This window comes from Alcaligenes sp. 1735tsa3 (genome assembly GCF_024134565.1).
GTDB lineage: Bacteria > Pseudomonadota > Gammaproteobacteria > Burkholderiales > Burkholderiaceae_B > Alcaligenes > Alcaligenes phenolicus.
Genome location: NZ_CP099862.1, coordinates 2,646,795 through 2,660,997, shown reverse-complemented (window position 1 = coordinate 2,660,997; position 14,203 = coordinate 2,646,795). Strand labels below are relative to the sequence as shown.

Genomic DNA, 14,203 nt, shown 5'->3' with positions numbered 1-14,203 from the left:
AAGAGCAAAAAATGGACGAATCAAAGGACAGTGGACCCTGGTGGCGTGAACCGTGGCCCTGGTTGTTGATGGCCGGCCCGGCTCTGGCTATCGTGGGCTGCGTCATTACCATTGTGCTGGCGTTCCAGAACTTCAGTAATCAGGGAGTGACGGACGGCGGCGTCAAGCAAGGTCTGGTCGTCACCAAAGGCGAGCCTGCCCGCGAGCAGCGCTAAAAGTAGTTGATACACCGTTACGCTAGGGTTGAGAGAAGTATGTTTCCGTTCAAGAAGGGGGTACGAATGACCATCCGATCGTTGATGTGGATACTGTGGCCTTCATTCCTGGTCGCTGGGGTACTGAGTGCAATCGTGTTTGCTTTGGTAGACCCGTTGGACATCGTTGTGCTTGGACATATGCAAGTAGATCGACTGACCTTTTATACGGTGGCGTTTTTTCTGTTCTGGGTGGCCGCTGCGGTGGCTTGTACGCTTAGCCTGTATATGTCCTCTGGTTCGCCAGCGGTACTGGCTGAACCGGCAGATAGTCTGGACTGATTTCGACAAGCGCCAAAAGACAAAAAAGCACATGCAAACTGCATGTGCTTTTTTTTGTGCGCGCTTGGTGCTGGGGAGTGATGCAGCAGGCCCTAGAGACGTTCAGAGCCTTGCGTAAGCCCTAGGCAATACCAGGTTAAAGCAAGTAGCCAGCCAGTGGCTTTAATCGCACTCCGTGCCTGCCAGCGTGCGCAGGGCGGCCAGATCCAGCAAGTGGACTTCACGCTGGGAGATTTTCAGCAGACCTTCGCGCGCAAAACGCGAGAACAGGCGGCTGACCGTTTCCAGTGTCAGGCCCAGGAAGTTGCCGATTTCTTCGCGGCTCATGCGCAGAATGAATTCGTAAGGGGAGTAGCCAAGCAGCGACAGGCGCTGGGACAGGTTCAGCAAGAAGGCGGCCAGGCGCTGCTCGGAACGCAGTCCGGCCAAGGTCATCATCAGTTGATGGGCGCGGTTGATTTCCTTGCTCATCAAGCGACGGAATTGTTGTTGCAAGATAGGCAGTTGGGCCGACAGGCGGTCCAGATCATCAAGGCGGATCACACAGACTTCGCTGTCTTCCAGGGCGATGGCATGGGAGACATGGCGGTTTTCAACCAGGCTATCCATGCCAAGGATTTCTCCTGGTAATAAAAAGCCCGTAATCTGGATGTGGCCGGTGGAATCTTCCAGCTGCATCTTGATAGAACCAGAGCGCAGACCATAGATTCCCTCGACTGAGTCGGCCAGTCGAAACAGCACGCCGCCCTTGGGGATGCGGATGCGCTCCTTGACTAATTCGTCCAACCGCTCCATTTCATGCTTAGGCATCCCAAGAGGTAGACATACCTCATTGAGCATACAGCTGGAGCAGCGTATGGAGTCAGCGGTAACCGAGATACGTTTTTGCATAAGGAATAATGTCAGATGGCGAAACGCTAAATCTTTGAGTCAAATCAAGTGTAATTGTAGCTTTTTATTGGTTGGTATTCCCGCTAATCCTTAATATGTTTAGTTCTTAAGGGCCGCGCCATGCGGGAAGCGGCTGCCCATGCCGGGTACAGCGCGGTCAGACTGCTCTTGCCAGGTTGTTGTTTAAAAGCGATCCAAACACTTGAATACTTGGTTTTTGTCCTTATCTTCAATTCATCCTGTTATTTGTTGCGAGATCTGGGCGAGCAGTATTTAGTAACTGTTTGCTTTAGCTTATCGCATATTTTCTCAAGTGAAAATTCTATGCGAATCGATAAATTGACAACGAAGTTTCAACAGGCTCTAGCCGATGCGCAGAGCCTGGCTGTTCGCGAAGACAACCCCTATCTGGAACCCGCCCACGTACTGGTCGCCTTGCTGGCCGATGCCGATTCCGGCACTGGCAGCTTGCTGGCTCGTGCGGGCGTCGCCATTCCCCGTCTGGAAAATGAGCTTAACCGCCTGATCTCCAATCTGCCCAAGGTACAAGGGGCGGAAGGTCAGCAGCAGCTCAGCTCGGCTCTGCAAGCCGCTTTGGCGAAAACCGACAAGGAAGCCGCCCAGCGCGGTGATACCTATATCGCCAGCGAGTTGTTCCTGCTGGCCCTGGCTGACGACAAAGGCGAAACCGGTCGTGCCTTGCGCGATGCCGGCTTGCAGCGCCGTGCCTTGGAAGCGGCCATCGAGGCCGTACGCGGTGGTGCCAATGTGAATGATGCCGAAGGTGATAGCAACCGTGAGGCGCTGGACAAGTACACCACTGACCTGACCGAGCGTGCTCGTCTGGGCAAGCTGGACCCGGTGATTGGCCGTGACGACGAAATTCGTCGCACTATCCAGATTCTGCAGCGTCGCACCAAGAACAACCCCGTGTTGATTGGTGAGCCTGGTGTGGGTAAGACCGCGATTGTGGAAGGCTTGGCGCAGCGTATCGTGAACAACGAAGTGCCCGAAACCCTGAAGGGCAAGCGTGTTCTGGTGCTGGACCTGGCTGCCTTGCTGGCGGGTGCCAAGTACCGTGGCGAATTTGAAGAGCGTCTGAAAGCCGTCTTGAAAGAGCTGTCCAAGGACGATGGCAAAACCATTGTCTTTATTGACGAGTTGCACACCATGGTGGGCGCCGGTAAGGCCGAAGGTGCCATGGATGCCGGCAATATGCTCAAACCCGCCTTGTCGCGCGGCGAGCTGCACTGTATCGGTGCGACTACGCTGAACGAGTACCGCCAGTACATCGAGAAAGACGCGGCTCTGGAGCGTCGTTTCCAGAAAGTGCTGGTTAACGAACCGGACATGGAGTCCACCATTGCGATTCTGCGCGGTTTGCAGGAGCGCTACGAGCTGCACCACGGTGTGGCGATTACTGACCCGGCCATTGTGGCTGCGGCCGAGCTGTCGCAGCGCTACATTACGGACCGTTTCCTGCCCGATAAGGCCATTGACCTGATCGACGAGGCCGCGGCCCGTATCCGTATGGAGATCGACTCCAAGCCCGAGGTCATGGACAAGCTGGATCGCCGCATCATTCAGCTGAAGATCGAGCGTGAAGCGGTCATCAAGGACACGGACGAAGCCTCTCAGCGCCGTTTGCAGGCCATCAATGACGAGATGGAGAAGCTGCAGCGTGAGTACAACGACTACGAAGAGATCTGGAAAGCCGAAAAAGCGGCGGTCCAGGGTTCGCAAGTTGTTAAAGAGGAAATCGAGAAGGTTCGTGCCGAAATGGCCGAGCTGCAACGCAAGGGCCAGTTCGACAAGTTGGCCGAGCTTCAATACGGCAAGCTGCCCGAACTGGAAGAGCGCCTGAAAGCGGCTGAAGCCAATATGGACAAGGCAGATCAGGACAAGCCTCGCTTGTTGCGTACGCAGGTTGGTGCCGAGGAAATCGCAGAAGTGGTTTCGCGTGCAACCGGTATTCCTGTGTCCAAGATGATGCAGGGCGAGCGTGAAAAGCTCTTGCAGATGGAAGACTACTTGCACAAGCGTGTGGTCGGCCAAGGTGAAGCCGTACGTTTGGTGTCGGATGCCATCCGTCGCTCGCGCGCCGGTCTGTCTGATCCGTCCCGCCCTTATGGTTCCTTCTTGTTCCTGGGGCCAACCGGTGTGGGTAAGACCGAACTGACCAAGGCATTGGCCAACTTCCTCTTTGATTCCGAGGATCACATGATTCGTATCGACATGAGCGAATTCATGGAGAAACACTCGGTGGCTCGTTTGATCGGGGCGCCTCCCGGCTACGTGGGCTATGAAGAGGGCGGTTACCTGACCGAGGCCGTGCGCCGCAAACCTTATTCGGTGATTTTGCTGGATGAGGTCGAGAAAGCACACCCCGACGTCTTTAACGTGCTCTTGCAGGTGCTGGACGATGGTCGTTTGACCGATGGTCAGGGCCGTACGGTGGATTTCCGCAATACGGTGATCATCATGACCTCCAACCTGGGTTCGCAGCATATTCAGCGTTTGTCGGGCGAGCCTTACGATGTGATCAAGGAAGTGGTGTGGGAAGAAGTGAAGCAGCATTTCCGCCCCGAGTTCCTGAATCGTATCGACGAAGTGGTGGTATTCCACGGTCTGGAAGCAGAACACATCGAGTCCATTGCTCGTATCCAGCTTGAACGTCTGGATCAGCGTCTGGCTCAACGTGACATGCATCTGGAAGTCAGCGAGGCTGCTTTGGCTCAGTTGGCCAAGGCCGGGTTTGACCCTGTGTTTGGCGCACGTCCGTTGAAACGTGCCATTCAGCAGCACATTGAGAACCCGGTGGCACGCTTGATTTTGGAAGGCCGCTTTGGTCCTAAGGATGTGGTGCCTGTGGACTGGAAGGACGGCGAGTTTACGTTCACCCGCAGTATCCAGTAATGAGCAGGCTCTGATTACTGCTGTGCTGGTGAGCGTTGAGCAGTAGAGCGGACCAGCGCATGCAGTAAGCCTTAGTTGAAACGGCAGTAAAAAAAGCGCCTTGGGCAACCAAGGCGCTTTTTCTTTGGCTCGACGGATTGTTTCAAGCTTGGGCTGCTTTACCTCTGAACTGTGACACCCACTTGGGTTTTAGCAAAGACGAAGCTATCCAGAATCTTGGTGTGGCTCAGCCATGCAGTGTTCGTATAAGGCATAGCTGTCAAGCAGAGACCGTCTTAGTCACGTGTACTGAGACCGTAAGGACGACCGTTCAGGCCTCGCTTAGGCGTTCTCGTGCGCCGGTGCTGGGGGCGGAGTCAGTTCCAGTTCATCCTTGCCGTAGAACTTCACACCGATCTCGACACGAGGGCGGCCTTGCGAGCGGCGGTGGCGGTTGGTGTCGCGCAGCGAGTACACGCAGCCACAATATTCCTGCTGATAAAAGTTCTCGCGCTTGCTGATCTCCAGCATGCGTTGCGAGCCGCCACCTTTGCGCCAGTTGTAGGTCCAGTATTTCATCTCCGGATAACGGGCTGCGGCGCGCTCGCCGCAGTCGTTGATCTGGTTCATGTCTTTCCAGCGCGAGATACCCAGCACGCTGGAGATGATGTCGTAGCCATTTTCATGGGCGTAGAGGGCTGTGCGCTCAAAGCGCATGTCAAAGCAGACCGTACAACGCTCGCCGCGCTCGGGGGCGTGTTCCAGACCGCGTACGCGTTCAAACCAGTTATCCACGTCGTAGTCGGCATCAATAAATTCGATACCGTGCTGTTCGGCAAAGCGGATGTTTTCCTGCTTGCGCAGTTCATATTCGCGCACCGGATGGATATTGGGGTTGTAGAAGAAAACGGTGTATTCAATCCCCGAGGCGTGCAAGGCCTCCATCACCTCGCCCGAACAGGGGGCGCAGCAGGAGTGCAGCAGCAATTTCTCGCGCTTTTCCGGCATGGTTAAAACTGGACGATTGAGCTGAGTGGACATGAATCTGAATCCGAGAAAAAGGGCGTCCCGAGTCGGTCGCACAATAAATCAATGCGACTATTGTAGATTCTTGGCAAAGTTTAGTGAAATCAATCTGTTGCCTTAGTACCCCAGGACCTCGTCCCATAGTCGCGTCACGGCCTGTCGTTCCTGAGTCAGTTCGGTCTGCGGCACACGGGCTTTTTCCGCCCCTTCCAGACGTAAAGCGTGCTGACGACGGCGCAGGGCGCGGTAGGCATCGGCCACCTCCTGAGCATGGTCAACCGCAATCAGGCCCGCTTGCGCGGCAATGCCCAGCAAGGCGATATTGCCCAGGTTTTCCAGCAGTTTGGGATGCTCGCGGCTATGGCACAGCACCAGATACTGGGTGATGAACTCCACATCCACCATGCCGCCACGGTCGTGCTTCAAATCAAACAGCTCGCTGCGGTTGGGGTGCCCGGCACTGATCTTGTCACGCATGTCCAGAATGTCTGCGCGCAGTTTGCGACGGTCGCGTTCCATCAACAAGATGGAGCGGCGGATTTCATCGAAGCGTTCCTTGATCTGGGCATCCCCGGTCACAAAACGGGCACGGGTAATGGCTTGATGCTCCCAGGACCAGGCGCTACGGGTTTGATACTGCTCGAAGGCATCCACACTGACGGCCAGCAAACCGGCATCGCCATCCGGGCGCAATCGCAGGTCAATATCGTAGAGACGGCCGGAGGAGGTCATGGCGGACAACCAACTGGTCATGCGGCGGGCCAGCTTGATGTAGCGCTCCACATTATCCTGGCTGGGGTCGTCATAGAGAAACACCAGATCCAGGTCCGAGGCGTAGCCAATTTCCTTGCCGCCCAGCTTGCCGTAGGCGATGACGGCAAAGCGGGGCGGGGTGTCGTGTTCAGGGCCCAGGCTGCGGGGGCGCGTCAGAGGCCAGGTACGCTCCAGCGTCTCGGCCAGCATCATATCGGCCAGGGCCGAGAGCTGGTCGGCCAGTGCCTCTACCGTCAGCACGCCCTCCAGATCCTGAGCCAGCAACTGGAAGGTGATCTGGTGTTGCCAGTCGCGCATCATGTTCATTTGCTGTTCGACATCGGCCTGGCCATCGGGCAGACGGCAGGCGTCCAGGTCGCGGCACATTTGCTCGGACAGGGCTGCAAAGTCCGGAATTTCCATTAGCGAATGCCATTCGATCAGGCTGTCCAGCAGGAGCGGGTATTGAGCCAGATACTGGGCGGCCCAAGGGCTGGCCGAGACAATACGGGCGACGCGGGCCAACGTATCGGGGTATTCAGCCAGCAAAGCCAGATAAGCACTGCGTTGGGCGATCAGCTCGATCAGGTTGAAGAGCCGTGTCGCTGTCATTTCCGGGTTTTCGGAGCGGTAGGCGTAGTCCTCAGCCAAGGGGATCAAGCGTTGTACGCGATCCAGGCTGGCATTGGGCAGGCTGCGCAGGCGATGGCTGTTCAAAAGGGCCTGACGTAATTGTTCGATGCGTTCCTGCAAAGCCTGATCTTGCTCGGCGCTGTTGACTTCGAGGGTGGGGGCTGCCGCTACAGGAGGCTCGGTACTGGCTTCTTCCCCCATACCCGCTAGACGGAAGGCATTGCGGAAGGTATGCGACACAAACTTTCTGTGCTGGCCTAACTGTTCATCGAAGTCGGGCAGGCTCAGGCCCAAGGTGGCGGCCAGCTCAGTGCGCAGTTCCTCGTCCTGGGGCAGCAAATGGGTTTGTTCGTCTTCGCGGTACTGCAAGCGGTGTTCGACACGTCGCAAGAAAGTATAGGCGGCCAGCAGCTTGTCGCAGACCTCCTGGTCCAGCAGACCGGCCGCGCATTGACCGCGCAGAGCCTTGTGCAGGCTGGTGGTTTGCAGGGAAGGTTGCCGTCCACCGCGTATCAGTTGATTGAGCTGAACCACAAACTCAATTTCTCGAATCCCGCCATCCCCCAGCTTGATGTTGTGCCAGGTCTCCACGCCATTGCGGTTCAGGGCGCGGCGTGTCCAGTCCTGACGGATGCGCTCGCGCAGGCCGCGCAGGGCGGACAGGGCATCAAAGTCAAAATATTTGCGGTACACAAAAGGAGTACGCAGCGCTTCGAAGTGATGCACATCACCCGCGCTGCGGCTGCCTTCAAAGGCCTGGGCCTTGATGGGGCGCGCCTTGATCCAGGCATAGCGTTCCCATTCCCGGCCTTGATTGACCAGATAGTTTTCCAGGGCCTGCATGCTCCAGGCCAGTGGCCCCGAATCACCGTCCGGGCGCAGGCGCAAGTCGGTGCGAAACACCTGGCCGAAGGCGTCAGTATCAGACAGCACGGGCATCATGCGCTGGGTCACTTTGCCGTAAAACTCGTGATAGCTCAGGGGGCGGCGACCCTCGGTTTCGCCGTCCTCGTCGTAGAGCATGATCAGGTCAATGTCCGAGGAAACGTTTAATTCCCCCCCGCCCAGCTTGCCCATACCCAAAATAATCATCTCTTGGGGCAGGCCGGTTTCCGAGTTTCTAGGAATACCGTGTACGTCAGCCAGTTGCCGGGCCACGGTCTCATAGGCTTGCGCCACGGCCAGATCAGCCAGGCTGCTCATGGCCTGCATGACTTCTTCCAGTGGCGCCAAGCCATTGATATCGCGGATCATCAGCACCAGAAAGACCCGTTCGCGCAGTTGGCGCAAGGCCTGGCGCACTTGTGCCAGACGATCATTATCGGGCTCGGGCAGCAAAGTCCTATACCATTGCGTAATCAATGCGGGGGTGACAGGGTGTTGGGCTTGCTCTTCCAGCCACGCTCCAAATTGCGGCTGAGCGTTTACTTTTCGACGCAAGGGGCCGGACCATTGCATCACGGGCTTCAATATAATGGACTGGCTCATACGATAAGAGGCTTTTCGGATAAGGGGGAACGACAAGTGAAATGACTTGTCTGACTAGGCCGGAAATGACCGCATCTAACTATACTCGGGAATTGATTGCATGGTAGTTCGAGGGCTTGTGCGACTGGCGCTAGTGCTCTATTTTGCGCTGATGCTAGGCCTTGTCGGGCTACGTTACTTGCTCGTGCCGCAACTGGATAATCTGCGTCCCTATCTGGTGCGGAAAATCAGTGAGCAAACCGGCCTGCAAGTCCAGATCCAAGAATTAAAAGGCGACTGGCAGGGCTGGAATCCCCATCTTTCCGTGACAAACCTGTCGCTGGCAGAACCTGGGCAGGAGCCCATGTTGCAGCTGCCCAAACTGCAAGCCGATATCAGCTGGAAGTCCTTGTTCAGCGGCTCGCTGCAATTGCGCCAGCTGGATGTGCAAGGTTTGACGATCCCGGTGCGGCGCGACCCCCAGGGTCAGATTCTGGTGATGGGTCAGGTGCTGGATCTGAATGATGAGAGTGCCCCGTCCGAACCCGAAGCCTGGCAAGGACCGGTTCGCTGGTTGCTGGAGCAGCGCGGCATTCGCATTCAAGGTACGTCCTTGCAATGGCAGGATGATCTGCGTGGCGCGCCTGTCTTGAGTCTGCCTTCGATTGAATTGCAGATCGGCTACAGGCAGGGCTGGCACGAGGTCAGTCTGGCTACCGCCTTGCCCGCCAATTTGGGCGAGTCCCTGGCTTTGGCCTTGCGTGTGCAGGGCAAGCGTCGTCTGCCCGAGAATGTGGATGTGATGGACCTGCCCTGGGAACTGACGGTTCAGGCTAAAGGGGTGGATGCTCCTGCGCTGCGCCCGTGGCTGGATGTGCCTGTGGCCCTGGACAAGGGCTGGGTCGATGTGCGCGCTCAAGCCACTCAGCCTAAAGCGGCCCAGACCGTACAGATGCAGATGGCCGCCCAGTTGCGTGATGTGGCGGTGCTCACCGATAGCGATGATCGCCTGCAACTGCAGCAAGCCAATCTGGAACTGGCGGGGGGGCTGAATGATATGCAGGCGCTGGCCCAAGGCAAGCAAAGTGGCGATGTGCAGTGGGCCTTGTCGATGAACAGTTTTGGTCTGCGTGTGCCGGATTTGTTTGCTCAGTATTTGGCTGTGGATCAGCTCAATGCTCAAGGCACCGTCCACCGGGATGAGCAGGCCAGACTGAGCGTCAGCAAAATGAATCTGGCTTTGCGTAATCCTGATCTGGATGCACAGTTGACAGGTAGCTGGCGCGAGGATGCCACGTTCGAGGCCGGTGTGGCTGACTGGCAGGGGCAGTTCAAACACCTGAATCTGGCGGCTTTGGTGAATTACCTGCCATTGACGGTCAATCCTCTGGCGCGTGAATGGATGCAAGCTGGATTGGTGCAGGGGGCGGTACGAGACGGGACAATCCGTCTGCAAGGCGGCCTGGATACCTTCCCGTATGGCTTGAGTCCGGAGGATGGCAGCTTTGAAGTGGCGGGGGCTTTGGATCAGGGAATTGTGGATTATCAGCCCGCCCGTCCCAAGCGGTTGGCCTGGCCGCGTCTGGAAGACGTGCAGGGCAGCATACGCATGCATAACGACAATCTGGATATTGTGGCTCAGCAGGCGCGCATGCCGATTGCCAAGCAGCAGGATATCGTGCTGCGCGATATTCAGACCCACATTACCTCCTTGGAGCAAAACAGCTTTCTGAAGCTGGAAGGTCTGTCCCAGGCACCGGCGACCAGTTATCTGGCCCTGGTGCATCAATCCCCCTTGAATGCCTTGCTGGATGGCTTGCTGGCCGACAGCCGTGTCAAAGGGGATTGGATCGTACCGGTCAAGTTGCAGATTCCTTTGGATAATGCTGATGATGCCCAGGTACAGGGCCAAATCCAGATGAACAATGGCGAGTTTCAGTACATGCCTGAAGCCCCTTCGTTTACAGCGTTGAAAGGCGAGCTGGCCTTTAGTGAAAAAGGCGTCAGTGCCCAAACCTTGACGGGCAAGATGCTGGGCGGTGATACCCAGATCAGTGGTGTGCTGGAGCCCGGCAAACCCGGTTTACGCCTGAGTGGTGTGCTGACAGCCAAAGGCCTGGAGCAATACCTGGAATTGAAGGGCTTGCAGCGTTTGCAGGGTCAGACACCTTATAGCGTGTTGATGAAGCTGGACGCCAAGGGCGCTTTTTCTTTTGGGGCCGAGTCGAACCTGACAGGTTTGGCACTGAATTTGCCTGAACCTTTCCACAAGCCTGCCGAGCGTGCGGCCAAACTGAAGGCGGATTGGAGTAGCGATTCCGCCGCCAAGATGGACCGTTTGCAAATCAGCCTGGAGGACAGACAGAGCTTTTTGCTGAACCTGCTGCATGCTCAAGGTTCCCGTGATGGCAGCTACTTTCAAAGTGGCAGCATGGGAACACCGGGATTGGTGAATTGGCCCCAACGCGGTTTTGAATTACATAGTCGCTATGACCGTATGGACCTGGATGCCTGGGAAAGGGTGGTGGGGGAGTTTGGCCAGAATCTGGATGGCAGTCCCTTACCTCCTTCGGCCCGCCCCTTGCTGCCTTTGCTGGAGCGGGTGCGTCTGAAAGCGGATCAGGCGTTTTTCAGAGGGCAACTGCTGGATCAGCTGGAAATGGAAAGCACGGAAGATGCCGCTGGCAGACTGTTTCTAAGCATGAAGGCCAAGCAGGCCGAAGGGCGTTTGCAGGCGCAGCATCAAGGTGGCCGCTACACCGGCATGTTCAATGCCAACTTCTCCCATCTGTACATTGACAGTGGCAGGCCTGATTGGGCTTGGCCCGACGCCGACTTGCCCATGAATGACGACCTGCGTTTGCCCGCGATCTCGTTCAAGGTGGATGATTTGCAGATTCAGGGTGTTCGCTTTGGCAAGCTGGAAGCCAAGGGCAAGCCCGCTGGAAAGGGACAAAAGTGGACGTTGGAAAACATTTCTCTGAATGCCCAGGGTATGCAGCTGAATGGTTACGGCTCTTTGGCATTGAGTGGGCCGCAGCGTGGCCTGGAGTTGGTGGCAAACAGCCAGGTAAGCAATTTGGGACAGTTTGTGGATGTCAGTGGCTTGCTGACCGAGTCCATCAAGGATGGTGACGGCACGGTACAGGCGGCCTTGTTCTGGAGCGACTTCCCCTGGTCTTTTGACAAGCGCAACATCCGTGGCCAATTCAATGTGGATTTGCGCAAAGGGCGCTTTATCAGCCTGAAGTCGCGCTCGGCCAAATTGCTGGAGCTGCTTAGCTTGCAGTCCATCTCGCGCTTGAGCCGTCTGGATCTGGATTTGTTTGGGGCGGTGAAACAAGGCTTTGCGTTCGATAGCCTGACCGGGCGCATGAATCTGTCGCAGGGCAAGCTGGAGCTGGATAATTATCAGATCAAGGGGCCGGCAGGGGCGATCAGCCTGAAAGGCTGGATTGATATCCGGGATGAGACGCTGGATTTGATTGCGGTGGTAGACCCGAATCTGGATATGAGCGGTGCGGCGATTGCAGCGTACTTTACTGTCAACCCGATGGTGGGAGTTGGGGCCTTGCTGACACAGTGGCTGATGCAGATTCCGATGAGCAGTCACCTGTCTGTCACGTATGCGGTAACAGGCAAGATGGATGATCCCCAGCTCAAAGAGTTGGAGGTCCCTGCGGTTGGTAGCGCGAAACAAGAGAAACAGCCTCGGATCGAGCCTTGATGGCAAGCGCTTCACTCAAAGCGGTTTTGAGTGGGTTTTTGTCAGGTTCGCAGCCAGGCTTTTCCGTGTTTTAACCCTTATGCAAAGGATGGGCCGATGAGCGCACAGAGACTGAAACAACTGGCAGCGACCTTGCTCGTGGCGAGCCTGCCGTTCCATGCGCTTGGAGCGCAAACGCATCCTGTGGCTCAGGCCGCACAAGCGGTCGAACAATCCTTGCAGGCCCGTGTCGGACTGGCTGTACTGGATACGACAGATGGGCAGTTGTGGCAATACCGTGCCGATGAACGCTTCCCTATGGCCAGTACCAGCAAGGCCTTGATCTGCGCGGCGTTGTTGGCCCGAGGGCCGGGTGCCATGAAGACCGCCTGGCTGGTCAAGGAAGAGGCCATTCAATCTTACGCCCCGACGACAGAAAATCTGATAGGACAGCATGTGCCAGCGTCGCAATTGTGTGCGATCACGATGCGCAACAGCGACAATACTGCGGCCAATGGGGTTCTGGAGATGCTGGGCGGGCCCGAAGCGATCACGTCCTTTCTACGCAGCGTGGGTGACACGGTGACGCGTCTGGATCGCAACGAGCCCAGCTTGAATGAAGCTACGCCTGGTGATCCACGGGATACAACAACCCCGCAAGCCATGGTGCATACCTTGCAGAATCTGGTTTTGGGCGATGCGCTTAAAGCCCCAGATCGTGATCGCTTGATTGACTGGCTGCGCCATAACGAAGTGGGTGGGCCTTTGCTGCGGGCTGGCGTACCGGAAAGCTGGACGGTGGCAGACCGAACCGGGGCAGCGGCTTACGGCACACGCGGTGTCGTGGCGGTGATGTGGCCCCCTGGACGTGCGCCGCTGGTGGCTGCCGTCTACATCACGGAAACCAAGGCTTCCATGGAAGAGCGCAATGCGGCCATCGCCACGATTGGCAAGGCCATTGCAACGGCTGTGGATCAGAAAGCACAGCCCTGATCACCGGGCAGACACCGGCAGCGGCAGGAGCCCTAGCCGGTCTGACGCTCCAGCATTTCATCCAGTGTCGCGTAATAGCTCATGGACGCATGGCGCAGATTCGTGCGTACATGCTCGCGTGCCTGGTCTGGGTCCTTGTCCAGAAAAGATTGCAGGATGCCTCGGGTGGCCTGCATGGAAAGCTCCCGATAGCGCGTGTCGCGCAAGGTAGCCAGACGCACCGCTTCCACGTGGTCACTCAGACGAAAAATCATGGTGCTCAAGTGCGGGTTGGGGCATAGCGAAATCCAGCTTTCCCGAAACGCATCGTTGGCAATCATGTACTGCATGGGGTCGGCGGCGGCATGGGCTTTTTCTGAGGCATTGGCAGCCTTGTTCATCAAGGCCAACCCTTCCAGATTGGCCTGCAAGCAGGCGGCGGCGGCTGCTTCCGGTTCCAGCAACATGCGTATTTCAAAAATCTGCGCAATATCGGCCGGAGTAAAGCGCCGCAGCATGAAGCCGCGCGAGGTGCCCTCCAGCAATCCTTCGTTGGTCAGTTGCAGCAAGGCTTCGCGCACAGGCATGCGTGAGACTTGCAGTTCAGCAGCAATTTCATGGTCGACCAGACGGTCGTCATAGCTGATGTCGCCACTGCGCATGCGGCTGCGCAGGTGTTTGTAGACCTGCTGGCGTATGTTCAGTTTGGGGGCGGCAGGCTGGTTTTTATTCATTGGTTTTGGGCAAGACGGTGAACAGGCAGTCGGCATGAAATCCCTGTGCGCAGCAGTGTGTTTCCTGCACCTGGACGTGCTGATCGTAGATCAGTTGGCCGACGGCTGTAAGCATACCAACGATAGGGCGGCACAGGGGCCGATCATGGGGGCCAAACCCCCATGCAAAGGGACTGTTTTTCACGCGGACCTGCAAGGCTCCCGTGGCCTCTGTTTGAATGTCCCAGTTCCCCCAGCCCAGTTGTGCCGAGATGTCGGCAATGCTGTCCAGCAAAGCCTGTGGCTTGTGTTCGATGGCCTCCCAGTACGCCTTGGCTGACAAGCCGCCTTGCTCCATCACGGCCTGTCCCAGGGCATCCAGCGCCTGCGTTCGGGCAGGTTCATCCAGCCGGCGAAACAGCCCCATCAACACGTCGGCACGCATCATCAGGTAGCGTCTATCGGCGTCCAAAATCTGCCCCTGTGCGGTATCCCAGCTTAATCTGTCTCTGAATTCTGTCATTTTAAAGTAAAAGTATATTGTTTTGTTTTTAGATAATAGGTTGATATTAAAACAAATAAATTATAGGGAAAACCATTATCTATTTAAT

General features: G+C 56.8%; 10 protein-coding genes. 5 read left to right on the top strand and 5 right to left on the bottom strand.

The genetic code is table 11. The features are described from left to right. Nucleotides 1-11: 11 nt before the first annotated feature. On the top strand, nucleotides 12-215 hold the full coding sequence (locus tag NIZ92_RS12390; RefSeq protein WP_009455940.1) for a FixH family protein: 204 nt from the start codon (nucleotides 12-14) through the stop codon (nucleotides 213-215). 66 nt (nucleotides 216-281) lie between these two features. Next, nucleotides 282-536: a hypothetical protein gene (locus tag NIZ92_RS12385; RefSeq protein ID WP_022983138.1), complete on the top strand. Its 255-nt coding sequence runs from the start codon at nucleotides 282-284 to the stop codon at nucleotides 534-536. Between the two features lie 162 nt (nucleotides 537-698). Here NIZ92_RS12385 and NIZ92_RS12380 read toward each other — a convergent pair whose 3' ends face one another. Next, nucleotides 699-1,427: a helix-turn-helix domain-containing protein gene (locus tag NIZ92_RS12380; RefSeq protein WP_009455938.1), complete on the bottom strand. Its 729-nt coding sequence runs from the start codon at nucleotides 1,425-1,427 to the stop codon at nucleotides 699-701. A 324-nt stretch (nucleotides 1,428-1,751) separates the two neighbouring features. On the opposite strand from NIZ92_RS12380, the gene clpB reads away from it, so the two are divergent. Continuing rightward, nucleotides 1,752-4,343, top strand: a complete 2,592-nt coding sequence (clpB, locus tag NIZ92_RS12375; protein WP_009455937.1) for an ATP-dependent chaperone ClpB — start codon at nucleotides 1,752-1,754, stop codon at nucleotides 4,341-4,343. 321 nt (nucleotides 4,344-4,664) lie between these two features. On the opposite strand, the gene NIZ92_RS12370 is transcribed toward clpB, so the two are convergent. Further along, nucleotides 4,665-5,363, bottom strand: coding sequence for an epoxyqueuosine reductase QueH (locus NIZ92_RS12370; protein WP_060185267.1), 699 nt, complete (start codon nucleotides 5,361-5,363; stop codon nucleotides 4,665-4,667). Nucleotides 5,364-5,465: 102 nt separating this feature from the next. Next, on the bottom strand, nucleotides 5,466-8,222 hold the full coding sequence (gene glnE, locus NIZ92_RS12365) for a bifunctional [glutamate--ammonia ligase]-adenylyl-L-tyrosine phosphorylase/[glutamate--ammonia-ligase] adenylyltransferase (protein WP_254002047.1): 2,757 nt from the start codon (nucleotides 8,220-8,222) through the stop codon (nucleotides 5,466-5,468). 118 nt (nucleotides 8,223-8,340) lie between these two features. On the opposite strand from glnE, the gene NIZ92_RS12360 reads away from it, so the two are divergent. Together NIZ92_RS12360 and bla are read left to right on the top strand one after the other, a co-directional pair. Further along, nucleotides 8,341-11,928, top strand: a complete 3,588-nt coding sequence (locus tag NIZ92_RS12360) for a YhdP family protein (protein WP_254002046.1) — start codon at nucleotides 8,341-8,343, stop codon at nucleotides 11,926-11,928. Nucleotides 11,929-12,024: 96 nt separating this feature from the next. Continuing rightward, nucleotides 12,025-12,900, top strand: coding sequence for a class A beta-lactamase (bla, locus tag NIZ92_RS12355; protein ID WP_083053358.1), 876 nt, complete (start codon nucleotides 12,025-12,027; stop codon nucleotides 12,898-12,900). Nucleotides 12,901-12,932: 32 nt separating this feature from the next. Here bla and NIZ92_RS12350 read toward each other — a convergent pair whose 3' ends face one another. Both NIZ92_RS12350 and NIZ92_RS12345 read right to left on the bottom strand, forming a co-directional pair. Then, on the bottom strand, nucleotides 12,933-13,613 hold the full coding sequence (locus tag NIZ92_RS12350) for a GntR family transcriptional regulator (protein ID WP_254002045.1): 681 nt from the start codon (nucleotides 13,611-13,613) through the stop codon (nucleotides 12,933-12,935). Next, nucleotides 13,606-14,115, bottom strand: a complete 510-nt coding sequence (locus NIZ92_RS12345) for a 4-vinyl reductase (protein ID WP_254002044.1) — start codon at nucleotides 14,113-14,115, stop codon at nucleotides 13,606-13,608. Before NIZ92_RS12345 ends, NIZ92_RS12350 begins: the two co-directional genes overlap by 8 nt. Nucleotides 14,116-14,203 lie beyond the last annotated feature (88 nt).

Bases quoted from the DNA above. Each gene is read 5' to 3' on its own strand.
- NIZ92_RS12390 (WP_009455940.1), top strand. From the start codon at position 12: ATGGACGAATCAAAGGACAGTGGACCCTGGTGGCGTGAACCGTGGCCC.
- NIZ92_RS12380 (WP_009455938.1), bottom strand. From the start codon at position 1,427: ATGCAAAAACGTATCTCGGTTACCGCTGACTCCATACGCTGCTCCAGC.
- NIZ92_RS12370 (WP_060185267.1), bottom strand. From the start codon at position 5,363: ATGTCCACTCAGCTCAATCGTCCAGTTTTAACCATGCCGGAAAAGCGC.
- NIZ92_RS12350 (WP_254002045.1), bottom strand. From the start codon at position 13,613: ATGAATAAAAACCAGCCTGCCGCCCCCAAACTGAACATACGCCAGCAG.
- NIZ92_RS12345 (WP_254002044.1), bottom strand. From the start codon at position 14,115: ATGACAGAATTCAGAGACAGATTAAGCTGGGATACCGCACAGGGGCAG.
- glnE (WP_254002047.1), bottom strand. From the start codon at position 8,222: ATGAGCCAGTCCATTATATTGAAGCCCGTGATGCAATGGTCCGGCCCC.
- bla (WP_083053358.1), top strand. From the start codon at position 12,025: ATGAGCGCACAGAGACTGAAACAACTGGCAGCGACCTTGCTCGTGGCG.
- clpB (WP_009455937.1), top strand. From the start codon at position 1,752: ATGCGAATCGATAAATTGACAACGAAGTTTCAACAGGCTCTAGCCGAT.
- NIZ92_RS12385 (WP_022983138.1), top strand. From the start codon at position 282: ATGACCATCCGATCGTTGATGTGGATACTGTGGCCTTCATTCCTGGTC.